The organism is Ruegeria sp. O11, assembly GCF_056535285.1.
This window is the reverse complement of record NZ_JBQERS010000003.1, coordinates 325,678-349,169: the sequence shown is the minus strand read 5'-3', so window position 1 is coordinate 349,169 and position 23,492 is coordinate 325,678. Positions and strand designations below refer to the sequence as shown.

The following is a 23,492-nucleotide window of genomic DNA, read 5'->3' as shown; positions in this document are numbered from 1 at the left end:
GAATGCAGATCAAGAATCACGGCAAGGTAGAGCCATCCTTCTCGGGTCCACACATAGCTGATGTCGCCAGCCCATTTCTGATTTGGCTGATCGGCATGGAAGTCCCGGTTCGGCAGGTTCGGCGCAATGTTGAAAGCGTGGTTGCTGTCGGTCGTCACCTTGTATTTCTTTGATCTCTCGACCCGTATGCCGTTGTCAAGCATCAGCCTACCAAGGCGCGCCGGTGGTTGGTGATGATTATTGATGGCAGAACGTTTTCCGAGATTGCAGAAGAAAAAGGTACGTCCAAACGCCGTGTTCAGGATGTTGTCGATCTCGCAATGCTGGCACCTGATGTTCTGGATGCCATCGCTGCAGGTGAACAGCCTGACGGTCTGACCACAGACTACCTGATCAAGTCGGGACTCCCGGCGATCTGGTCAGAACAGCGAAATCAGTTCACCGCACTCTGAACTACAAACCCTCCTAAAGTCACCAAACTCGTACCGCCGGAATCGCGAACAGAGACTGCGGCCGGAATTCGACTATTGTTTTGGTCACGTTCGGGTCTCAGCTCAAATTGCCGGACGATAACCTGCTGAAAACACGCGATAATAGGCGGTCATATATTCAGTGCGTGATTTTTAGGAAAATCATGGCTGGGGTGGTAGGATTCGAACCTACGATACACGGTACCAAAAACCGCTGCCTTACCACTTGGCTACACCCCAACGGTGAGCGGCTATCTACGACTGTTGCTTTCGGGGTTCAAGGGCTTTTTTGGACAAATATCATATCGATCTGCAAATTTTTCTGACAGCTGTTTGGTGATGTCTACCGCTCTTGGGAAACTGCTCGAAGTATTGAAAGATGGTGAATTCCAACGATTGGTTCAGGTGAGTGTTTCTTGGATTTCTTGGCAAAGGCGCAGATTTTGGTTTATGTATGTGAACTTCAACCTGCGACTGCGTTTCAATTGCATAATGCGCCTATTAACCTATTGAAATATTGTGTTAAAATAAAAATATGACGATTGAAAATTCCCGTTCACTCACCTAGGTGATTATTGTCCGCTATCCAAAAAAGGAGCCTATTATGAAGCTGAACTCGCAAGTTGCAGAGGCATTGAACAAGCAAATAAATAATGAGCTTCATGCTTCGTATACCTATCTGGCGATGTCGGCCTATTTCGAGGCGCAGGACCTGCCAGGTTTCGCCAGTTGGTTCCGGGGCCATTCCGTAGAAGAAGATACTCATGCAATGCGTATTTTCGACTTTATCGCCAAGCGGGGTGGCCGGATCAACCTGGAGGGGATCGCCAAGCCGCAAACGGATTATGAATCGCCTGTTGATGTGCTCGAACAGGCTCTGGCGCAAGAACAGACAGTAACCGGGCAGATCAATGCGTTGTTCGAGCTGGCGCACGAGGTCAAGGAATACAGTACGCAGAATATGCTGAACTGGTTCTTGGCAGAGCAGATCGAGGAAGAGGATTTGTTCACTTTGATCTTGGATAAGGCCAAGGCGGCCAACGGAGATCGCTGGAATCTATTGCTGCTGGATCAGGAACTGGCCAAGCGCGGCAGCGGGCAAGCCGAGGGTTAACCAACACAGAATTCAGGATAACGGGTGGTTATTCCCGAATTTCAGAGGGATCGACCCCCCAAAGATTGTTCTTGAGGGTCCAGCCACGATAGCCGCCGGCCGAAATGCGGCACCAATCCGGTGTACATTGCTCTAGTCGGGCGACAACCCCGGTTTCGAAATGCGCGTTCACCTGCGAATTTGAGTCGGGCAGGGTGTAAACCGGCAGCAAGTCGGATTCTATGAGAACAGTCCGCACGCCTGAAAGCAGAGCGTAGTGAACCCAACCCCCTGCGCCGTCGTGGTCCTGCACTTTGCGCCAGTTTCCGTATTCAGCCGTGATCTGCAGCGGCATGCCGCGTCGCTTGAACACCCAGTCGATTCGGTGGGTTAGGGATGGGCCGCGGCGCACATTACCCTCGGCCGCTTTCATTGAGACATATCGGGGTAGAGGAAGATTCGTGACTTGGCCACGTTTTTCCTGCGCAGACGCGGCCACAGCGCCAAACGCGAGAAGAAACACCGAGATCAACGCCACAAAATGGCGATTCACTGAAAAACTAGCACTCACTGCCTGTCCGCTCTTATGCCTGTCGATCGTGCGTAAAAAAAGGTTGAGACGATGCCCAAGGGGTTCTTGTGCCCCGTGTAATCCTGCGCCACGATGCCATGGCGCGCGGCTGTTTGCAAAGCGGTAGGAGGGCTAAGGTGCCAAGAGAACGTCTGAGTGTTGTCGTTACGCGACGGTTACCCGAAGCGGTGGAAACCCGGTTGAGCGAGCTTTTCGATGTAAAGCTGCGGGACAACGATGATCCCATGACACGCGAAGAACTGACTGCCGCAGTGAAAGAAGCAGATGTGCTGGTCCCAACCATCACCGATACCATTGATGGCGGTATTTTGGGGCAGGCAGGCGAGAATTTGCGCTTGATTGCGAACTACGGTGCGGGTGTCGACAATATAGATGTGGCGACAGCGCGGCAGCGGGGCATTCTTGTTTCGAATACTCCAGGCGTACTGACCGACGATACCGCAGATATGACGATGGCACTGATCCTGGCGGTGACCCGGCGTATCCCTGAGGGGCTGGGCGTAATGCAAAAAGGCGATTGGGCCGGGTGGGCTCCGACTGCCTTGCTGGGTGGCAGAGTTGGTGGACGCCGGTTGGGTATTCTTGGCATGGGCCGGATCGGGCAGGCGGTTGCCCGCCGTGCCAGTGCCTTTGGAATGCAGGTGCACTACCACAATCGCCGCCGCCTGCGCCCAGAGATTGAGCAAGAGTTGGAAGCGACCTACTGGGAAAGCCTGGATCAGATGGTTGCGCGCATGGATGTCATTTCGGTCAATTGCCCGTCAACGCCTTCGACATTTCACCTAATGAACGCGCGGCGATTAAAATTGATGAAACCCTCGGCTGTGATCGTGAATACTTCACGCGGTGAAGTCGTAGACGAAAACGCGTTGACCCGGATGATCCGTGCGGGGGAAATTGCTGGCGCGGGCTTGGATGTTTATGAGCAGGGCACGGACGTTAATCCTCGCCTTCGGCAACTGCCAAATGTAGTCTTGTTGCCTCATATGGGCTCGGCCACGCTGGAAGGTCGGATCGAGATGGGTGAGAAGGTCATCATCAACATCAAGACATTCGAGGACGGCCATCGGCCGCCTGATCAGGTTGTACCTGCAATGCTATAGGCCGCAGCCTGAAGGAAAGGGAACGCAATGGTGCAGGCAGCCGCATTGCCGCGAAATGAAGCCGGAATAGAAACCGCTGTCGGAGTTCTGAAACAAAGATTTGGGGACCGGCTGCAGACCGGTGCCGCGATCCGTGAGCAGCACGGGCACACTACGACGTGGATCGAGAACCAGAGCCCCGATGCGGTGGTCTTTCCGCACTCTACCGAAGAAGTTGCGAATATCGTAAAGGTCTGTGCCGCGCATAAAGTGCCGGTAATCCCTTTCGGTACAGGCACTTCGCTTGAGGGGCATGTGAATGCGCCTGCCGGTGGGATTTCCGTCGATCTGAGCCAGATGGACAAGATACTGGCCGTCAACGTCGGTGATCTGGATTGCGTGGTACAGCCGGGTGTCACCCGCGCCGATCTGAATACCCATCTGCGGGATCAGGGGCTGTTCTTCCCCATTGATCCGGGCGCGAATGCGTCTCTGGGTGGCATGGCCGCGACGCGCGCGTCTGGCACCAACGCAGTGCGTTATGGGACAATGAAAGACAACGTGCTTAGCCTTGAGGCCGTGATGCCTGACGGGCAAGTGATCCGCACTGGACATCGGGCCCGCAAGTCCTCGGCCGGGTATGATCTAACGCGTCTGTTGATTGGTGCCGAGGGGACGTTAGGCATTATCACCGAGATAACCTTACGTCTGCATGGTATACCCGAGGCCATCAGTTCTGCGCGTTGTTCATTTCCAACAGTGGATGCGGCATGCCAAGCTGTGATGCTGACCATTCAATATGGCATCCCTGTTGCCCGGATCGAACTGCTGGATCAGATGTCTGTCAAAGCGGCAAACGCCTATTCAGGACTTGATCTGCCTGAAACGCCGCTGTTGCTGTTGGAGTTTCACGGTTCCGACAGCGGAGCGGCTGAGCAGGCCGAGTCCTTTGGGCAAATCGCGGAAGAATTCGGTGGCAGCGATATCACCACCACCTCGACAACCGAAGAGCGCAACAAGCTGTGGCAAGCCCGGCACGACATGTACTGGGCCAGCCTGCAATTGCGACCGGGCGCGCAGGGGATTTCAACGGATGTTTGCGTTCCGATCTCGCGTCTGGCCGATTGTGTGACAGCCGCACAGGAAAAAGCAGCCGAGTTGGGACTGCTGGCCCCGATTGTGGGTCATGTCGGAGACGGAAACTTCCATACTCTGTTGTTGATCGATATGGACAACCCGACTGAAGTCGCGAGCGCTGAGGATTTCGTTGGATGGCTGAACGATATGGCTATTTCGATGGAAGGCACCTGCACTGGGGAGCACGGAATAGGGCAAGGAAAACGCCCTTATCTGGTGAAAGAACTGGGTGCAGCGACGGCCTATATGGCGGCGATAAAATCGGCGCTGGATCCTGATAACATCATGAATCCGGGGAAGATTCTTTAGTATATAAGCTGTATGTCGATGGACAGATAATTCCAAGGATCGGTCATATCCACGCCCAAATTTCATAGGATTGAATCTCTTCAGAGCACTAATTAATTCTGAGGTTGATTTATGGGCGCCTTGCGGTTCATTGGATTTTTGCTGATCGCGGCGATTGTTGTCGCGGGTCTTGACTATTACCAGCAGGATAAAAAGCACGACGATACATTGTCCTTTGCAGGTTATGTCGAAACGATCAATGATCGTTTCGGCTTGTATAAGGCCGAGCAGGCCGCCAAGCAGGCCGAACGTGAGCGCAAGAAAAGCTGGGATGCGGGCGCAAAATCCTTTTTGCCATCTCCCCCCGAGGGTTGGGGCCGCCATGATCTGACAGATGCCGATAGCAAGCCGGTTCAGGCGGTTCTGTCGGGGTATGAAATCTCGCCCATGATCAGCTCTATTTCCGGTCAGGCTGAATTACAGCGCCTCACAAATGAGGGGCGCGAGGGTCTGATACGTAAGCTGGCAGAGTCGGGTTATGTTTATGAAAAAGATGGTGAAATCGTCTGGTTCGACATCACATTGAAGCCTAAGAAAGCACGCAATACTCTGGTTGGTCTAGCACTGGGGCGACAGGCCGACTTTATGAACGCGATGCAGTTTTCTAACGGATATGCTGTCATTGATGGAGTGGCGTTTGCGGAAGTGACCGAGGGTCTTTCTGGCGATGTTCAAGAAAGCGACATCCGTAAGATCAAAGGTCGCATCGGATTTGATGAAGAGGTAGTGCTGCGTCTGCACACCAATGCAAGCGATGCCACGATCCGGCAGTTTTTGAATTCAGTCGATTTGCCCGGGCTGAATGCACTATTGGAATTTCCCTCGGTTGCGACAGGGCAGGGTATTTATGTTCCACTGGAGGATCAGCCTGAAATGGCAGGAAAAATGCTGAACCTCTATGGCAAAATGGTGGCTATGCAGGACAAGGTGACACAGCAGAAACTCGAGAACATGGACATCGGAGCTGTGATGTTGAACACGCTCACAGAGACGGATTTCAACGCAGAAGGCCTGGCCGATATCACTGGCGGCAAAGTCTTTGAAAACCAGGGCAATTTGCAGATGGCTTATGGAAAGGCGCTTGAGTTGATTTTGCATTCGGATCAACGTCAAGCCGACGCCAACCCGACTGACACGGGTGGCGGTTTTATCAATGGATTGCTACAGAAGATCCCCGGTTTTGGGGCATTTGGCGGCGGCGCCGTCGCTACTGCAGCAAACGCAGGACGCTCAGACGTCCGTGTTCGAAAGGGAAACGAAGGATCTTCCTGCGCAATGAGTGGAAGCTCTAAACGCTGCACCTTCGGTAAAAACTGATCGGATTGTCACGCCCGAATAACGAACCTGCATCAATTGTGGGTCGTTTTTCTATTATCACTGGTCGGATGAATGTCGCGCCGGGCGCCACAAATGCGCCATATGGTGTCAACAGATTCCAAGGGGAGACACCCGGCTATGAAAACCCAAGTCAAAGCACTGGTTGTCGGCGGCGGCGCCGTCGGAACCTCGATTGCCTATCACCTGGCCAAGGCAGGCTGGGATGATGTGATGCTGATCGAGCGGGACGAACTGACATCCGGTTCCACCTGGCACGCAGCGGGCCTGTTGCCGTTGTTCAACATGTCCTATGCGACGACCCACATCCACAAATACTCGGTCGATTTCTACAAGACGCTTGAGGAAGAAACCGGGCTAAATGCCGGTTTCGCTGTGGTGGGCAACCTGCGCATGGCACAGACGCAAGAGCGTATGGACGAATACATGCTCTATGCGTCCACAGCCGAGACCTGTGATGTTGCCTACGAATGGCTTACCCCTGACCAAATCAAAGAGCGCTGGCCGCTGATCGAAACCTCGGACCTGAAGGGTGCAATTTATCACACCGAGGACGGCTATATTAACCCTGCCGACGTAACGCAGGCGATGGCCAAGGGTGCTCGTCAACGCGGCGTCGACATTGTTCGCAAGATGCAGGCCGATGCGTTCCATTGGAACGGCACCCACTGGGAAGTCACCTGCACCAAGATGGTCGAGAAGGGCGGCAACCTCGTTCCTTCAGATGAGCAGGTTGTGATCACTGCCGAGCATGTGGTGACCGCATCAGGCAACCACGCGCAGCGCACTGCCAAGATGTTGGGCATCAAGATGCCTGCCATCCCGGTCGAGCATACCTTCATCGTCATGGACAAAGACCCCGAACTGGTCAAATGGCGCGAAGCGGGCAACCCCGAACACCCTGTTGTCCGCGATGCCGACAACGAATCCTACGCACGCGAAGAACGTGGCGGCTGGATACTGGGTATCTACGAACATGGCGCTCCTGCGCAGTTCGAACATGGCGTGCCGGACAGCTTTCGCGCTGACCTGTTCCCGCTGGATCTGGACCGGATTGCCGATCAGTACATGGCGATGGCAGAGCGTGTTCCCTCCTGCGCCGAATCCGGTTTGAAAGACGATTTAAATGGTCCAATCTGCTACACCCCTGACGGCAACCCGCTGGTTGGTCCGGCTCCGGGTCTGCGCAACATGTGGCTTGCCGAGGGTTTCTCGTTCGGCATCACCGCTGCTGGCGGCACCGGCTACTATCTGGCGCAGATGATGGTCGACGGCGAAGCCGAGATCGACATGGCCTCGCTAGACCCCAAACGCTACAGCAGCAACTGGATGACCACCGAATTCGCGGCGCGCAAGAACGAAGAGTGCTATGAGCACGTCTACATCCTGCACCACCCCGACGAAGAGCGTGAGGCCTGCCGTCCGCTGCGCACCGTTCCGGCCTATGACAGGCAGAAGGCGCGCGGAGCTCAGTTCGGCTGGGTGAACGGCTGGGAACGTCCGAACTATTTCGGCCCGCTGGACGCGTCGGACAATTTTGACAAGGAAAGCCGCTCGTTCCGTCGTGGTGGCTGGTGGCAGTATGCCGTCGAAGAAGCCAAGGCGATCCGAGAAGGCGTTGGCCTGATCGACGCGTCGGCCTTCACCAAGCATGTCGTCAAAGGCCCCGGTGCGACCCAGTTCCTGGATTGGTTTACGTGTAACAAGCTGCCCAAGGTCGGTCGTATCAACCTGACCTACGCGCTGACCTCACACGGCACCACCCGCACCGAATACACCATCGTCCGCAACGGCGAGAACAACTACTACATCGTCTCTGCCGGTGCCTGGACCGAGTACGACGCCGACTATCTGCGCAAGGCGGCCGAGGACAAGATGGAGGAGTTCGGCTACATCGAGATCCAGGACGTGACCACCCAGTGGGGCGTATTCGCCATCGCCGGACCCAAGTCGCGTGACGTGCTGAAGGAGGTCATCAAGGACGCCGATCCGGAAACTTCACTGTCCAACAAGCGCTTCCCGTGGTTGTCGGCCCGTCAGATCGAACTCGGCATGTGCCCCGTGAACGCGATCCGTGTGGCCTATACCGGTGAACTGGGTTGGGAACTGCACCACCCTATCGAGATGCAGAATTACCTGTTCGACCTGCTGGAAAAAGCCGGTGAGAAGCACGGTATGAAGCTGGTCGGCGCGCGCGCCCAGAACTGGCTGCGTCAGGAGAAATCCTATCGCGCGTTTGGTACAGAACTGGGCCGTGACGCAACCCCTCTGGAAGCTGACCTGCCACGCTTTGTTGATCTGTCGAAAGACTTCTACGGCAAGGCCAAGCTGGAAGAGACCGGCGTACGCGTGAAATGCTGCACTCTGCTGATCGACGGGCCGGACGATGCCGATCCATGGGGCCGCGAGGCGCTGTACACGCCGGAAGGCGAGCGCGTCGGTCGTCTGACCTCGGGTGGCTATTCGGTGGCCTTCGAAAAGTCCATCGGCATGGGCTATGTGAAGCCCGAACTGGCGGTCGAAGGTACTAAGCTTCAGGTCAAAATTCAGGACAAACTGTGGGATGCGGTCGTCACATGCGACAGCCCCTACGATCCGAAGAATGAAACCATCCGTAAGGACGGCTAGTAACTTAGAAAGGCGGCACAAACCTGTACCGCCTTCCCCAAAAAGCCCGCCTCCGGTGGGCTTTTATTATGCGTTCAACTCATCAAAGCAGTCTAGGGCTTTCGCCGCATACATCATAGATGGCCCGCCACCCATCTGCACCGCCATCGCCAACACATCCGATACCTCATCGCGAGTGGCGCCTGCTTTGACCAACGCCTCGGTATGCAGGGTGATGCAAGGCTCGCACCGAACGGCGATCGACATGCCTAACGCGATGAATTCCTTGGTTTTGTAGTCCAGGATCCCAGCTTCTTTGACCGATTTCCCCAAGGCACCAAAGGCTCGGGCGGTATCGGGAATGGCGCCGTTGAGATTACGCAGGCTTTTGCGGGTCCCGTCCAGTGCTTCGTGCCAGCTCATTACAACATCCTTCTTAAAACATATGATAAATTGCATATGATACATAAGAAGGGGACCGGCTTTGATCCTGATCAGATTGCTGCTTTTTGGCCTATGAGTGCCAAGTTGTTCGCGGGCATCTGAACGACCTCGACCAGTTCGAGGTCGTTTTCAGAGAACAGCGCCATTATCTGGGTGTCATCTTTGTAGCCAATCTCTGGATCCTGATGAACCAATGCGTCGTGAAATCTCTGGTCGCCTTCGCTGGTCAAGCGCCCATGACGTTTGAAAGGGCCATATAGCACCAAACGCCCGCCCAAGTTCAAAACGCGCGCGGCTTCGGCAATCAAGGTTTCAGCCTCGGGTAAGCTGATCAGATGTAAGAGGTTGACCAGCACAACCAAATCTTGCCTTGCTATGGTTTTGTGCCAACCTGCCGCGGTTGCATCCAGATGAAGTGCAGGGGAAGTGTTTCTCAGCCCGGTCGAATAGGCGTCAATACTGGCGCGCCGTTCCAAGGTGACTTCGCTGGGTTGCCAATGAACTCCGGGCATCCGCCGGGCAAAGGCCGATACATGCTGACCTGTGCCACTGGCCAGTTCCAATGCGCGGCCCGATGATGGGGCAACACGCGCAATCAGATCACAAAGCACCGCCGCGTTTCGGCTTGCTGCTGGGGCGACAAGCATGCCGTCATCACCTTCTGTGGCGACGCTTGCATTGGGGGGCAGTTTGCGCGGCGTCATCTGCGCAACCTTTCGGGCTTCAGCATTTGCACAGTTGTGGCATCAAGTGATGATTCAGTACCTGTTACAAGATCTGCCACAAGTTGCGAGGCAGCCGGGGCAGTCTGAAACCCGTATCCGCCCTGCGCGGCAGACCAGATAAAGGTTCGGTCTGTGGGATCTGGCCCCAGAACCAAAGTGCCGTCCGATACAAAGCTGCGCAGCCCGGCCCAGTTTGTTTCAACACGTGTCACCGGTTCTGTCACCATGGCCTCGTACCGTGCCAAACCTTCTGCCAGAACCAAGTCGTCGGCATAGGCATCATGGGGTGAGGTCGGGTCGGTCTCGCAAGGTGAAACGAGTAACTTTCCGGCATCGGGTTTGGCATACCAGGTCTCAGCGACCCCCAGCATCATGGGCCAGTTTTTCACATCATGCCCTCCAGGCGATGGTAGGCGGGCCATGGATCGACGAAATGGAGTTATACCGATTGGCTGGATTTCTGCCATTTGCGCCACCTCGTCCACCCATGCGCCGGCGGCATTTACCAAGTTACGGGCTTCAAAGGTGTCAGAGGCTTCAACGACCCAGTGACCGGACTTGCGAATGCTGTCGACCTTCTCTCGGGTCAGGACTGATCCACCGTTGCGTCGGATGATCCGTGCATAATCCTGCAACACCCGGTCCGTATCTATGTCAAAGGCAGTATTGCTGATGGCAACATGTCCTACGGTGTCGGCATTCAGGATCGGGATTTGCTTTGTGGCCTCGTCCAAAGAAATTTGCTGAACTCCAAGGTCTTGAGCTTCCTTCAGGAACAACTCTTGTTGATCCTTGGCACCCACCAGCATCAATCCACGCGGTGTCAGGTATTCATTGACTTCAAAGAAAGCAGCGCTCTCTTCGTTCAGAGCTTTGACGGACGGCGGACCATATCCCTTTTCAAACAGGGCGGCGGACCGACCTGAGGTGTGATAGCCCAACGCATCCTCTGCTTCTAACACCGTGACGGTGCCGTGCTTGGACAGGCGGGCACCCGCGCTTAACCCGGCGATACCGCCGCCGATAATCAGGAAATCAATCATATGTGTTCTTTCGCTTCCGGCCGCGGGATGATCAGTGTGACGCATAATATACCCGTGACCTGTGCTGACCATGGCACGCGTGCCTTCAAACGAAAAGACGCAAGCACCATGCACAGGAAACTTGATCGCAAGCGATCAGCCTGCTCTTAGTGCAATCAAAGCGAGATTCGGAGGCGGACGTGAACTCGGCAAACATTCACCCGATGGCAACGGGACATATACCCTCTTATGTAACGCAGGCGGACGGTAGCGACTACCTCTTTACCTTTATGGTCATTTTCACCGTCGGTTTGGTGGTTCTGATCGGGGTTGCGTATTTTACGCTGCATTCGATCCCGGAAAAAATGGCGCATGAGAATAACCATCCACAATTTCAGCTGGTTGGAATACTCGCGCTGTTGGCTTTGTTTACCCACAACGGAATATTCTGGGTTGCGGCAATTCTTGTCGCGGGTTTTCAGTTCCCCGATTTTGCTGCTCCGTTGCGGTCGATTGCAGATGCCATCCGATCCCTGGCACCGGGGCAGGATAAAGCCGTGGTGCCTGATCCACCCGAACCGGATATTGAGCCCGAACCCTCAGAACCGGCAGCGCAGGGGCACTGAACCATGATTGAGACGATGCTGTGCGCACTGATCACCGTGCTTCCCGATTATCTGTTCCGCCGCTTTGTTCAGGGCAAACGGATCGGACATGAGATTACTCTGTTCACCATGTGGTATGAACTGCGTTGGGGGTTAACGACCTGCGCTATTCTGGCACTGACGGTGATCACCACTTTGTTTTACTTCCATCCGGCCAGCAAAACGGCAGCCTCGTATTTCCGGACGGTTACGATCCTTCCACAGCTCGGCGGCCGCGTTTCCGAAGTTTATGTGCGCAACAATGAGCAGGTGACAGCAGGGCAGCCGATTTTCCGGATTGAGGATTTCACGCAAACAGCACAGGTTGAAGCTGCCCACGCGCAAATCGCTCAGGTTCAAGCCTCATTAAAAGTGGCGGAAACCGATCTGGCCGAGGCAGAGGCAGGCATTGCAGGTGCACGCGCCGCTTTGGATCAGGCGCTTGAAGATCTCGAGCGGAATACAACATTGCGCGACGAAGGGTCCAGTGCCGTGCGCCTGGCCGAGATCGACCGGCTTGAGAATTTGGTTGCCGAGCGTGAGGCTCAAGTCACGGCCGCCACATCCAAGCGCGCTGCTGTGGTGCAGCAGATCGAGGAACTGATCCCTGCCCAGCTTGCCAGCGCGAATGCCCAGCTTGACGCGGCATTGACCGAGCTGGACAAGACCATAATCAGCGCAGGTGTCACCGGTCGCATCGAACAATTTGGGCTGCAGGTCGGCGATTACGTGAGCCCGTTATTGCGGCCTGCAGGCATCCTTGTGCCGTCTTCTTCTGGGCACGACCGGTTTCAGGCTGCGTTCAACCAGCTTTCAGCGCAAGTGATCAAACCAGGCATGATCGGTGAAATCGGGTGCATGACAAAACCCTTCACAGTGATCCCCGTCGTCGTCGTCGAGGTACAGGATGTGATCCCTTCAGGTCAGATCCGGCCAACCGATGAATTGCGTGACGTCCAGACCAATACCAAGCCAGGCTCGATCCTCGTCTATCTCGAGCCGCTTTATGAAAGCATGGCCGATGATGTGCCGCCGGGAAGCAACTGTCTGGCCAATGTCTACACGGATAACCACGCCAAGCTGGAAGACGAAAACCTTGGGTTCTGGGAAAAGTCATTCCTGCATGTGGTCGACACCATCGGCGTTGTCCACGCTGCGGGCTTGCGGTTGCGGTTGATCCTGATGCCGGTGAACACTCTGGTTTTGACTGGACACTAAAACCGGCTCCTAATCCATTACTTGGTGTTTGACCCGGTCCCTGGCAGCCATTTGTTCAACGTGGTTATGTCGCTGAACTTGCGCAGTCTGTGCTACCATGCCTCAGCATATCCTCAGCTGGCCATGATCGGCTGAGGATTTTTCGGTGCATGGAGGTTACGATGGTTGATACAAATTCTGCATTTGTAGGAGATATCCCGGGAAATTACGATCGAGAGATGGGGCCGGTGATATTCGATCATATGGCCCGCATTATGGCGCAAAAAACAGCGGCCGTTTCGCCCAGACAGGTGTTAGAACTCGCTGCAGGCACAGGGATCGTGACCCGGCATGTGTCTAGTGCGTTGGAAGATGGGCATATTGTGGTCACAGACCTCAACGAACCGATGCTTGATATCGCACGCACTAAGTTCAGCGAGACGGATAACGTGAGTTTTCAAACTGCAGATGCGCAGGAGCTTCCATTCGATGACGCAAGTTTCGACGCGGTCATCTGCCAGTTCGGTCATATGTTCTTCCCTGATCGTGCCAAAGCCTACGCCGAAGCGCTCCGGGTGTTGAAAACGGGTGGCATTTATTTGTTTTCGACTTGGGGTACGAACGCCGAGAACCCATATTCCGAACTGGTCATCGAAACATTATCCGCTGCATTTGATGGTCATCCTCCCGGTTTCATGAAAGTCCCGTTCTCGCTACACGATGCTGCCGCGATTCTGGATGAGGTTGCGCAAGCGGGGTTTGTCGAGCCACGCCACGAATACGTCGAACATGCCTCAACTGTTGCGAGTTTTGATAATTTTGCGCTGGGCCTGATGCTTGGCAGCCCAGCCTATTTTGAGGTTCTCGAACGCGATGGAAACCATGATGAAATTGCCAGAGATCTCGCACACAATATGCGTGCACGTTTTGGTTCAGAGCCGTCGGCGATACCGCTGAAAGCCCATTTCTTCCAGATGGTGTCTCCTTGAACGGATGACCAAATAAGGCCCGCAGGATTCTGCGAGCCTTGATCTTATCTTACTGGGTTAGACTTTACTGCGGAATGTCGCCTTCCAGCCCCTCGATGTAAAAGTTCATCCCGGCCAGCGTGCCGTCATCAGCAACTTCGCCTTCAGCCAGCCAGGCGCTGCCGTCCTGTTTGTTGATCGGGCCGGTGAAGGGGTGATACTCACCTGCCGCCATCGCGGCTTTCAGGGCCAGCGCCTCGTCTTTGACATCAGCCGGTACCGCGTCGGAAATCTCACCGATTGCGACCATTCCTTCCCGGATGCCGTCCCAGGTATTTACACTCTCCCAGGTGCCATCCATGACCGCCTGTGTCCGCGCGATGTAGTAGGGTGCCCAATCATCGATGATCGATGACACACGCGGGAAGGGGGCGTATTCGCTCATGTCAGAGGCCTGACCGAAGGTTACCACATTGCCAGCTTCCTGCGCCGCAGCTTGCGGTGCGGTCGAGTCGGTGTGCTGCAGAATAACGTCTGCGCCCTGTTCGATCAGAACCTTGGCGGCGTCAGCCTCTTTGGCGGGATCAAACCATGTGTAGGCCCAGACGATTTTGAACTCGACATCCGGGTTCACCTTTTTGGCGTGCAAATAGGCTGAATTGATACCACGGATCACTTCGGGGATAGGGTACGACCCGATGTAGCCAATGATGTTGGACTTAGTCATGTTGCCCGCAATGTGCCCTTGCACCGCGCGTCCTTCGTAGAAACGGGCCGAGTAGACCGAAACGTTATCTGCGGTTTTGTAGCCGGTCGCGTGCTCGAACTTCACATTCGGGAATTTCTTGGCGACATTGATTGTCGGGTCCATGTATCCGAATGAGGTGGTGAAGATAAGGTCAGCACCTTCCAACGCCATCTGAGTCATCACGCGCTCGGCGTCTGGGCCTTCGGGGACCGATTCAACAAACACAGTCTCAACCTTGTCGCCGAACTCTTCCTCGACTGCCAGGCGACCCTTGTTGTGTTCATAGGTCCAGCCACCGTCGCCCACCGGGCCGACATAGACGAACCCGACTTTGGTCTTGTCTTGGGCCATGGCACCGGTGGCCAGACCCAGCGCCATGGCGGCGCTTGCCAAAAGTGTAGTGAATTTCATGTGTTACTCCCCAAGTTGGTTTAGTTAGCCCCTAGAGCGAGGCATGGAATGTACGGCCCAGTGAGGCAGGTGCGCTGCTCTTGTCGGCCGAAAGGATCACAAGCACAAGGATCGTGATAATGTAGGGCGACATTGCCAGATACTCGACCGGGATGGCAACGCCCGCCGCCTGTAAATTCAGTTGCAACACAGTGATTCCGCCGAACAAATAGGCACCCAGCAGAACACGCCATGGTTTCCAACTGGCAAACACCACCAGTGCAAGAGCGATCCAACCAACACCGGCGGTCATACCCTCGGTCCACTGAGGGACTCGGATCAGGCTGATATAGGCACCGCCAAGTCCTGCGCAGGCCCCGCCAAACAGGATCGCCATGATGCGGATCTTGATGACTTTGTAGCCAAGCGCGTGGGCGGCGTCATGGTTTTCACCCACAGCACGCAGGATAAGTCCAACACGGGTGTATTTGAGCGTGGCCCAGACGGCGGCGATTATCGCGATGCCGACATAGAGGATCGGATCGTGTTGGAACAGGATCGGACCGACGACCGGAATGTCGCTGAGCAGCGGGATATGTATGTCGCCCATGCTGGGGGGTTTGATGCCCACATAGCTCTGCCCCATGAGTGCGCTGAAGCCCAATCCGAACAGGGTCAGGGCAAGACCGCTGGCGACCTGATTGGCCAGCGCAAACTGCGTCAACAGCACGAATAGCAGCGATAGCACCGCGCCTCCGATCGCTGCCGCGATAAAGCCCAGCCAGGGTGAACCGGTCTCAACCGAGATCGCAAAACCACTGATCGCGCCTACGATCATCATACCCTCGACGCCGAGGTTCAGAACGCCCGCCTTTTCGACGACCAGTTCACCAATCGCGGCCAGAAGCAGTGGCGTTGCAGCCACCATCAGCGAAGCGACCAGAAGGACGGGGTTAATCTCACCAAGGTCCATTATGCCACCTCGCTACGTGCCGCACGGATGCGGTAATTTGTCAAAAGATCGAATGCCAACAAGAAGAACAGCAGCATTCCCTGAAACACCTGTATCGCGGCGGCAGGCAGGCCTAGTTGAGACTGCGCAATTTCACCACCGATATAGGTCAGTGCCATTAGTCCGCCTGCCAGCAGGATACCTACCGGGTGCAGTCGGCCCAGAAAGGCCACGATGATCGCGGTGAAGCCATAGCCGACATTAAAGTCGATGCTAACCACGCCCGAGGGGCCCGAGACCTCGAACATACCTGCCAGACCGGCAAGTGCACCGGACAGGCCAAGACAGAACAGGATCAAACGTGCTGGGTTCACGCCTGCAAATTTGGCTGCACGAGGCGCCTCACCTGTCAGGCGAATGTGAAAGCCCAGCATGTGCCGGTTCAGCAGAACATATGAGAAGATCACTGCAATAAATGCCCCAACTACACCCCAGTGCATACCTGAACCTGCGATCAGTTCCGCATTGTGTGCACTTTCATAACTTTGCAGGTTGCGCGATCCGGGAAAACCAAACCCTTCGGGGTTCTTAAGCAGACCCAGCGAAACCGAGGCCAAAAACTGCTCGGCCACATAGACCAGCATCAGAGAGACGAGGATTTCGTTGGTTCCGAACCGAACCTTAAGAAAGGCCGGAATCATCGCCCACAGCCAGCCGCCAAACGCGCCTGCGATCACCATTATGGGAAAGATGAAAAACGCATCCATCGGATAGAATGCCAGTCCAGCACCCGCCCCGAAGATGGCTCCCATGATATATTGACCCTCAGCACCGATATTCCAGATACCTGCGCGAAAACCCAAAGACAGGCCAATCGCAATCAGCACCAAAGGCGCACCTTTGACCAACAGTTGAGGGCGGTAGTAGAATGCGAACTCGCCAAACAGCGGTTCCCAGAAAATTGTTCCGATCGCCTCAACCGGATTTTTGCCCAGTATAGCGAACAGCAATCCGCCAAAAACCATCGTGGCCAACACCGCCACCAAGGGGGTCGCATATGACCAAGCCTTGGATGGCTGAGGTCGTTTCTCCAGCACAATCACCCGATTATCCCCCCGCTTTCTTCATCTTTTTGAAAATATTCTCGTAGAAGGCAGTTCAACACGTCAGACATGCGCCACCTCTATGCCATGTGCTCCGCCCATCATCAGGCCTATCTCATCAACCGTCAGGCCGGTGGTCTCACGCGGCGCACTCAGACGCCCTTCGTTTAACGCGGCAAAGCTGTCCGAGATTTCCATAAGCTCATCAAGGTCTTGGGAAATACAAATCACTGCCGTTCCCTTGGCCGCAAGATCCAGGATCGCCTGTCTGATCGAGGCAGCAGCAGCAGCGTCCACGCCCCAGGTTGGCTGGTTCACCACCAACACATCGGGATTCTGTAACACCTCGCGCCCGATCACAAATTTCTGCAGGTTCCCACCCGAGAGCGATCGTGCTGCATTCTCAGGTCCGGGTGTCCGAACGTCGAAAGCGCTGATGATTTTCTCGGCGAACTCTTTGGTTTCGTTCCACTTTAGAAAGCCGTTGCTTTCCAACCCTTCGCGGATCGATCCGGTGAGCAGGGCATTTTCAGTCAGACTCATATCAGGGGCAGCTGCGTGGCCCAGCCGTTCTTCGGGGGCGGTCAGCACGCCAAGTTTCCGCCGGGCCGTCGGACCGAGCTTGCCAATCGCTTGACCATTGAACTTGATCGCATCCGCAGCAGTTGGAATCTCTCCTGACAGAACACCCAGCAATTCGTCCTGACCGTTTCCGGCAACGCCACCGATGCCCAGAACTTCACCCTTGCGGACGGTCATGTGAACATTGCGCAACGCCGTGCCAAATTCCGAAGGCGATGGCACTGAAAGGCCACTTACATCCAGTGCGACTTCGCCAAACTCCCGACCGGATCGTTCCGGCGTTTGCAACGTCGAGCCGACCATCATTTCAGCCATGTCACGGGCTGAGGTTTCGGCGGGCACACACTCGCCTACATTCTTGCCCAGACGTAGGATCGTGGCGTGGTCACACAGCGTTCTGATTTCTTCAAGCTTGTGTGAGATATACAGGATCGAGGTGCCTTCGGAGCGCAATTTGTTCAGCGTTTCAAAAAGGATATCGACTTCCTGAGGGGTCAGAACCGATGTTGGTTCATCCATGATCAACAGCTTGGGGTCTTGCAGCAGGCAACGGATGATCTCGACCCGCTGACGCTCTCCCGCAGACAGGTCGCCCACTGTGCGATACGGATCCAGCGGCAGGCCATAAGTTTCCGACACCTCGCGGATGCGGAACGCCAGATCACCCATCGCGGGAGGGTTTTCCATACCAAGCGCGATGTTTTCAGCGACGTTCAGGGCATCGAATAATGAAAAGTGCTGGAACACCATCGCTATCCCATCAGAGCGCGCTGCCCGAGGTTCAGGCGGTGCAAAAGCCTGGCCACGCAGCAGCATCGAACCGCTGTCGGGCTTCACCAGGCCATAGATCATCTTGACCAGCGTTGATTTGCCCGCGCCGTTTTCGCCCAGCAAGGCATGAACCTCGCCCTCACCGATGTCGAAAGACACCTGATCATTGGCCACGACGCCGGGATAGGCTTTGGTCAGCCCTTGAAGACTTAGAAGTGGAGTGGTCACGCGCTCAGGTCCTTCTTCAGTTCATTCTGCCGGGCCGGGCGCAGAAGTTGCGCTGCGACCCCAACGGCGATCATCTGCGGGTGTTTGCCCAGATTGGGGTCGCCAATCGGGCAGGTAATCCGGCCTATACGTGCGGGCGGATGTCCAAGCGCCGCCAGTCGCGACCGGAATCGCGCCCATTTAGTAGCTGAACCAATCAGCCCGACAAAACGGAAATCGTGCAAAAGCAACCTGTTGCACAGTTCCAGATCCAGATTGTGTGAATAAGTAAGCACCAAATGCTCGGCCTCAGGCGGTGCATGTCGCACCAGTTCTGCAGGCTTGGCCGCCGGCACGGCAGTCACCCCCGACGGAATGCTGCTGGGAAAACGCTCGGGACCGGTATCAACCCATGTGATTGCAAGATCGGGCAGGGGGGAAAGAACATCCACCAACGCACGGCCAACATGCCCTGCACCCCAAATCCAGAGGTTGCGGGTGGGTTCGTGGATGGGTTCGATCATCCATCCCTCGATCAGTTGTGGCTCGGGTGCGACGCCTTGAGCGCGAGACCGCGCTAATACGCGTTTAACCGCCATAGGCTGAACCTGAGTATCCAGCGGGTCCTCTTTTTCGCATTCTTGGGTCACAGGTCGTGCGACGACCGTACCTTCAATATGCGTTAAAGAAGCGTTGTCATATATCTCCGAAAGTAGCGAAACCGCTCCGCCGCAGCATTGGCCCAAATCAGGACCAAGTGCATGCTGGCTCAGCCGTGACGGCTTGGTTTGGTGACGCGCAGCTTCAGCGGCTTGAAATTCCAGCGTGCCGCCGCCGATGGTGCCGCTTTGCCCGTCTTTCCATACCAGCATCGAAGCGCCAACTTCGCGCGGTGATGATCCCTTGATCCCGGCAATGACGACCCGAACCACCTTGCCGTGGGTTTTGACCGCCTCCCTCAAAGCCTCCCTGTCAAATCCCATCAGGTATCTCCCTTTACCCTTTGAATTCCACGCCAGACTTCTTCTGCGGTGGCAGGCGCATTCAGCGCGGGATAGCTGGTTCCACATGCGGCCACCGCGTTCGATAGGGCCAACCAAGCTGATATGCCCAGATTGAAGGGTGGCTCACCAACCGCTTTCGAACGATAGATCGTGTCCTCGCGGTTCTCACCATCCCAAAGCGCGACATTGAAGATATCGGGTCGGTCAGAACAGGCCGGTATCTTGTAGGTGGACGGTGCGTGCGTGCGTAGACTGCCTTTGCCGTCCCAGACCAGCTCCTCTGTCGTCAGCCAGCCTGCGCCCTGAACATAAGCACCCTCGACCTGCCCGATATCCAACGCCGGGTTCAGGGACGCACCCGCATCATGCAGGATATCGGTGCGCAAGATACGGTTTTCACCGGTCAGTGTATCGACAGCCACCTCAGTGATGGCTGCGCCATAGGCAAAGTAAAAGAAGGGGCGCCCATGGCCTTTGATCCGGTCCCATTCGACCTTCGGAGTTTTATAGAATCCGGTTGCGGACAGGCTGATGCGCCCCTGATAGGCCAACGCTGCGGCTTCGGCGAAGCTATAGCTTTCTTCGCCTACTGAAACTTGCCCGTCCGCAAATGTCACGGTCGTGGGGTCGGCCTGATGTCGTTCAGCCAGATAATCCGCCATCCGGTCACGGATGGTGTCGCAGGCTGCTTTGACCGCCATGCCATTCAGATCACTTCCTGACGAGGCCGCGGTGGCGGATGTATTCGGTACTTTGGCCGTATCGGTGGCGGTAATTTTCACCAGCTCAAGTGGTATGCCAAAACGCGACGCTGCAACCTGAGCGACCTTCTGGAACAACCCCTGGCCCATCTCGGTGCCACCGTGGTTCAGGTGGACCGAGCCGTCTTGATAAACATGCACCAGTGCACCGGCTTGGTTCAGGTGGGTCAGTGTAAAGGAAATGCCAAACTTCACCGGGGAAAAGCCGATTCCCTTCTTGATCACGCTATTCTCGGCATTCCATGCGTCAACCGCCTGCTTGCGGGCGGCATAGTCGCTAGACTTCAGCAAAGCTGTTGTAAGGCCATGCAGTTCGCAATCGCTGACTTCCATCCCATAAGGCGTGGTGTTGCCGCCTGCGGGTACAGGGCGAACTGGTGCATCGCCCATCTCGACCGCGCCTCGGCTGGTGAGGTCCTCATGCGGGTCAGGATGGCCCAGAGGTTTCTGAGTAACCGTGGGATCGGCCACCTCATGCGCCGGTTCATAATAGTTCCGGCGGCGCAGCTCGATCGGGTCCAGCCCCATAACATGCGCCGCGTGGTCCATCACACGTTCAATCCCAACGATCCCTTGCGGGCCGCCAAACCCACGATAGGCAGTGGCGGATTGGATGTTGGTCTTCAGCCGATGGCTTTCGATCCGGGCATTTGGCAGCAAATAGGAATTGTCCGCATGCAGCATGGCGCGATCTGCAACCGGAAGAGACAGATCCTGCGCCCAACCGCACAGGGCATAGTGAACAAAGGAAACGCCCTGAATATGTCCGTTTTCATCGAACCCGGCTTTATACGAAATCCGGAAGCCATGGCGCTTGCCTGTGATCGTCATATCATCATCACGGTCATAGCGCATCTTGCAGGCCTTGCCAGTCGCACGTGCGGCGATGGCGCAGGCGACGGCCAAAGCGTTGCCCTGGCTTTCCTTGCCGCCAAAACCTCCGCCCATTCGGCGCGTCTCAACCCGGACTGCGTGCATGGGAACACCCAGCGCATCGGCCACCTTGTGCTGTATCTCGGTCGGGTGCTGAGTCGAACTGTGCACCAGCATGTCGGCGCCCTCATTCGGCACGGCCAGGGCTGCCTGACTTTCCAGATAGAAATGTTCCTGCCCACCGATCTCAAACGTATCTTCGACGATATGAGCCGCACTTGCGATGGCGGCCTCTGCATCGCCCTTGGCGTAGATACGTGGGCCGTCCTCGAATCGGCTGTCAGCGGCAAGGGCCTCCTCGACTGTCAGAATCGGTGCTTCCTCGGCATAGTCGATCTTGCCCAGCCGGGCCGCTTTTCTGGCAGCCAGATGGCTGGAGGCGACGACAAGAAATACCGGTTGACCGATATAGTGCACCGTTCCATCCGACAAAAGCGGCTCATCATGGATTGATGGGGATACGTCGTTCGCAAAGGGCAGGTCATCAGCGGTGATCACCGTCTCCACACCGTCAGCAGCCTTTACGGCAGACAGATCCATGGCGCTGATTTTACCTTTGGCGATAGGGCTTAGTCCAAACGCAAGATGCAACGATCCCTTTGGTGTCGGGATGTCGTCGACATAGCGCGCTGTGCCGGCCACATGCAGTGGTCCGGTGTCGTGCGGAAGGGATTTGGCGACACTCATGCCGACACCTCCAGTACATTGGACAGTTTGCCCTGATCCTCGTTGTAGTATCTGACAAGCATCGCCTTGGCTGTTTCCAGACGATACGTGGCCGAGGCCCGCATATCGGTCATCGGCGCGTAATCTTCCGCAAAAGCAGGCAATGCGGCGTTAATTGTTTCGCGCGTCCATGGCTGGCCGGTTAGCGCAGCCTCGACTGCCGTTGCACGTTTTGGAGTTCCAGCCATGCCGCCAAAAGCAATGCGAACCTGCTCGACTGTGCCGTTGGTTGCGGTGATGTTGAAACACCCACAAACGGCCGAGATATCCTGATCGAACCGTTTGCTGAGTTTGTAGCACTTCAACCGATCAGCCTGACGCGGGAAGCTGACGGCCTCGACAAACTCGCCCGGCGCGCGATCTTGTTTGCCGTAGTCAATGAAGAACTCTTCCAAAAGGATTGACCGGCGGGCGTCACCCTTGCGCAGGTGCAGTTTTGCTCCCAAAGCAATAAGGGCAGGAGGGTTATCTCCGATGGGCGAGCCATTGGCGATGTTGCCACCAACTGTTGCCGCGTTTCGGACCTGAACGCTGGCATAGCGCCGAACCATTTCTGCATAAGACGGATGCAGATCGGCAAGCGCATCGCCCATGCGGTTCATGTCGACCATTGCGCCAAAGCGGATTTCTTCATCGGTGATCGTGATCTCTTTCAGATCTTCACAACGATTAAGAAAGATTACGGGATCAAGGTCGCGCAGCTGCTTCGTGACCCAAAGTCCGACATCCGTTGCCCCGGCAACTAAAGTAGCATTTGGATTTTCAGAGTAAATCTTGGCGAGTTCATCCGACGAACCAGGCAACCTGGCAGGGGTCGACTGGATAGACACCGGCTTATCTTTGACCCACACGGGAACTGGATGTGCTTCGGCGGCCTCAGCCGCCCGGATGATTGGGGCATAGCCCGTGCAGCGACACAGGTTTCCGGCTAGTTGATTGTCGTGATCCGTCGCGCCATTGGTGTGACTTGCCACCATCGACATCACAAAGCCAGGCGTACAGAACCCGCATTGCGAGCCATGCAGATCCACCATTGTCTTCTGAACCGGGTGAGCGTCTCCATCTGGGCCGCTCGCGCCTTCGACAGTGCGCACCGCTTTACCGTGAAGTTGTGGCAGGAACATGATGCAGGAATTCACCGCCTTGGCACCGTCCTCATCGGTCACCATGACAGTGCAGGCTCCGCAATCACCTTCGTTGCAGCCCTCTTTGGTGCCGGTAAGGCCGCGATCCTCGCGCAACCAATCCAGCAAGGTCGCCGTCGGATCGATATCCTCCAGCTCCACTGTCTCTCCGTTCAGAAGAAACGTGATATTCATGAGTGAAACCCGTCGCGTTACCCAGTTGCGCCCTTTGGATGCTCTCCTTCGATGCGACGTAGAAAGAGTGGCGGGCGTGTAGCTTGCCATCTGATGTTAGAAACAGGCTGTGCGATCTGGCAAGAAAAACTGTCTCTGTGATACATCATATGGCGCGAATTGTGGTCAATTGCCGCATCTATCTATCGTTCAGTGCTCTGAAATTAAAGTATTTTCTTGGATCGGGCTTGCGGGAGCTCAGAAGCACCTTCAGAAATATCCGAATAATCCGCGCGATTATTTTGCCGAATCCATGGGGTGGGTTCCTGCTTTTGCATCCCTGTTTGCTGGGA

Annotated in this window: 20 protein-coding genes, 1 tRNA gene and 1 pseudogene; 9 read left to right on the top strand and 13 right to left on the bottom strand. The window is 55.7% G+C overall.

Features of this window, described 5'->3' with window-relative positions; translation table 11 throughout:
* Positions 1-218 (bottom strand): annotated as a pseudogene (locus ACRZ91_RS09985) (IS3 family transposase); the annotation flags it as partial.
* 15 nt (positions 219-233) lie between these two features.
* Between ACRZ91_RS09985 and ACRZ91_RS09980 the strand changes: the two are divergent.
* Positions 234-452: a hypothetical protein gene (locus tag ACRZ91_RS09980; protein WP_480904802.1), complete on the top strand. Its 219-nt coding sequence runs from the start codon at positions 234-236 to the stop codon at positions 450-452.
* Between the two features lie 183 nt (positions 453-635).
* Here ACRZ91_RS09980 and ACRZ91_RS09975 read toward each other — a convergent pair.
* Positions 636-710: transfer RNA gene (locus tag ACRZ91_RS09975), tRNA-Gln, on the bottom strand.
* A gap of 364 nt (positions 711-1,074) precedes the next feature.
* Here ACRZ91_RS09975 and ACRZ91_RS09970 point away from each other — a divergent pair.
* Complete coding sequence (locus tag ACRZ91_RS09970; RefSeq protein WP_480904799.1) at positions 1,075-1,584, top strand: ferritin; 510 nt, start codon at positions 1,075-1,077, stop codon at positions 1,582-1,584.
* A 28-nt stretch (positions 1,585-1,612) separates the two neighbouring features.
* On the opposite strand, the gene ACRZ91_RS09965 is transcribed toward ACRZ91_RS09970, so the two are convergent.
* Positions 1,613-2,116 carry an SH3 domain-containing protein gene (locus tag ACRZ91_RS09965; RefSeq protein WP_480904823.1) on the bottom strand — a complete coding sequence of 168 codons (504 nt, stop codon included), beginning with the start codon at positions 2,114-2,116 and terminating at the stop codon, positions 1,613-1,615.
* A gap of 155 nt (positions 2,117-2,271) precedes the next feature.
* On the opposite strand from ACRZ91_RS09965, the gene ACRZ91_RS09960 reads away from it, so the two are divergent.
* The 4 genes from ACRZ91_RS09960 to ACRZ91_RS09945 all read left to right on the top strand — a co-directional run bounded on the left by ACRZ91_RS09960 (position 2,272) and on the right by ACRZ91_RS09945 (position 8,685).
* Positions 2,272-3,258: a 2-hydroxyacid dehydrogenase gene (locus tag ACRZ91_RS09960; protein ID WP_170543206.1), complete on the top strand. Its 987-nt coding sequence runs from the start codon at positions 2,272-2,274 to the stop codon at positions 3,256-3,258.
* Positions 3,259-3,285: 27 nt separating this feature from the next.
* Positions 3,286-4,683: an FAD-binding oxidoreductase gene (locus ACRZ91_RS09955; protein WP_480904796.1), complete on the top strand. Its 1,398-nt coding sequence runs from the start codon at positions 3,286-3,288 to the stop codon at positions 4,681-4,683.
* Between the two features lie 111 nt (positions 4,684-4,794).
* A complete protein-coding gene (locus tag ACRZ91_RS09950) occupies positions 4,795-6,039 on the top strand; it encodes a hypothetical protein (RefSeq protein ID WP_480904794.1) in 1,245 nt (414 codons plus the stop codon).
* 138 nt (positions 6,040-6,177) lie between these two features.
* Positions 6,178-8,685 carry a GcvT family protein gene (locus ACRZ91_RS09945; RefSeq protein ID WP_480904791.1) on the top strand — a complete coding sequence of 836 codons (2,508 nt, stop codon included), beginning with the start codon at positions 6,178-6,180 and terminating at the stop codon, positions 8,683-8,685.
* A 66-nt stretch (positions 8,686-8,751) separates the two neighbouring features.
* Here ACRZ91_RS09945 and ACRZ91_RS09940 read toward each other — a convergent pair whose 3' ends face one another.
* From ACRZ91_RS09940 to ACRZ91_RS09930, 3 genes are all read right to left on the bottom strand, one after another.
* Complete coding sequence (locus tag ACRZ91_RS09940) at positions 8,752-9,087, bottom strand: carboxymuconolactone decarboxylase family protein (RefSeq protein ID WP_480904788.1); 336 nt, start codon at positions 9,085-9,087, stop codon at positions 8,752-8,754.
* A 71-nt stretch (positions 9,088-9,158) separates the two neighbouring features.
* Complete coding sequence (locus tag ACRZ91_RS09935) at positions 9,159-9,812, bottom strand: DUF938 domain-containing protein (protein ID WP_480904785.1); 654 nt, start codon at positions 9,810-9,812, stop codon at positions 9,159-9,161.
* Positions 9,809-10,876, bottom strand: coding sequence for an NAD(P)/FAD-dependent oxidoreductase (locus ACRZ91_RS09930; protein ID WP_480904782.1), 1,068 nt, complete (start codon positions 10,874-10,876; stop codon positions 9,809-9,811). The genes ACRZ91_RS09935 and ACRZ91_RS09930 overlap by 4 nt, the downstream gene beginning before the upstream one ends.
* 203 nt (positions 10,877-11,079) lie before the next feature.
* On the opposite strand from ACRZ91_RS09930, the gene ACRZ91_RS09925 reads away from it, so the two are divergent.
* The 3 genes from ACRZ91_RS09925 to ACRZ91_RS09915 all read left to right on the top strand — a co-directional run bounded on the left by ACRZ91_RS09925 (position 11,080) and on the right by ACRZ91_RS09915 (position 13,685).
* Entirely contained in the window at positions 11,080-11,481 is a 402-nt protein-coding gene (locus tag ACRZ91_RS09925) for a hypothetical protein (protein WP_480904820.1), read from the top strand.
* A 3-nt stretch (positions 11,482-11,484) separates the two neighbouring features.
* A complete protein-coding gene (locus ACRZ91_RS09920) occupies positions 11,485-12,717 on the top strand; it encodes an HlyD family secretion protein (RefSeq protein WP_170780658.1) in 1,233 nt (410 codons plus the stop codon).
* Between the two features lie 161 nt (positions 12,718-12,878).
* Positions 12,879-13,685 (top strand): class I SAM-dependent methyltransferase, encoded by an 807-nt coding sequence (locus tag ACRZ91_RS09915; protein ID WP_480904779.1) that lies wholly within the window; start codon positions 12,879-12,881, stop codon positions 13,683-13,685.
* Between the two features lie 64 nt (positions 13,686-13,749).
* Here the strand turns inward: ACRZ91_RS09915 and ACRZ91_RS09910 are convergent, their stop codons facing one another.
* The 7 genes from ACRZ91_RS09910 to xdhA form a co-directional block, all read right to left on the bottom strand.
* A complete protein-coding gene (locus ACRZ91_RS09910; protein WP_480904776.1) occupies positions 13,750-14,823 on the bottom strand; it encodes a BMP family ABC transporter substrate-binding protein in 1,074 nt (357 codons plus the stop codon).
* A 31-nt stretch (positions 14,824-14,854) separates the two neighbouring features.
* Positions 14,855-15,775 carry an ABC transporter permease gene (locus tag ACRZ91_RS09905; RefSeq protein WP_170476699.1) on the bottom strand — a complete coding sequence of 307 codons (921 nt, stop codon included), beginning with the start codon at positions 15,773-15,775 and terminating at the stop codon, positions 14,855-14,857.
* Entirely contained in the window at positions 15,775-16,857 is a 1,083-nt protein-coding gene (locus ACRZ91_RS09900; RefSeq protein ID WP_480904773.1) for an ABC transporter permease, read from the bottom strand. The genes ACRZ91_RS09905 and ACRZ91_RS09900 overlap by 1 nt, the downstream gene beginning before the upstream one ends.
* 63 nt (positions 16,858-16,920) lie before the next feature.
* Entirely contained in the window at positions 16,921-18,438 is a 1,518-nt protein-coding gene (locus tag ACRZ91_RS09895; protein WP_480904770.1) for an ABC transporter ATP-binding protein, read from the bottom strand.
* On the bottom strand, positions 18,435-19,400 hold the full coding sequence (gene xdhC / locus ACRZ91_RS09890) for a xanthine dehydrogenase accessory protein XdhC (protein ID WP_480904767.1): 966 nt from the start codon (positions 19,398-19,400) through the stop codon (positions 18,435-18,437). Before xdhC ends, ACRZ91_RS09895 begins: the two co-directional genes overlap by 4 nt.
* Positions 19,400-21,802, bottom strand: coding sequence for a xanthine dehydrogenase molybdopterin binding subunit (xdhB, locus tag ACRZ91_RS09885; RefSeq protein ID WP_480904765.1), 2,403 nt, complete (start codon positions 21,800-21,802; stop codon positions 19,400-19,402). Before xdhB ends, xdhC begins: the two co-directional genes overlap by 1 nt.
* Complete coding sequence (gene xdhA, locus ACRZ91_RS09880) at positions 21,799-23,160, bottom strand: xanthine dehydrogenase small subunit (protein ID WP_480904762.1); 1,362 nt, start codon at positions 23,158-23,160, stop codon at positions 21,799-21,801. Before xdhA ends, xdhB begins: the two co-directional genes overlap by 4 nt.
* Positions 23,161-23,492 lie beyond the last annotated feature (332 nt).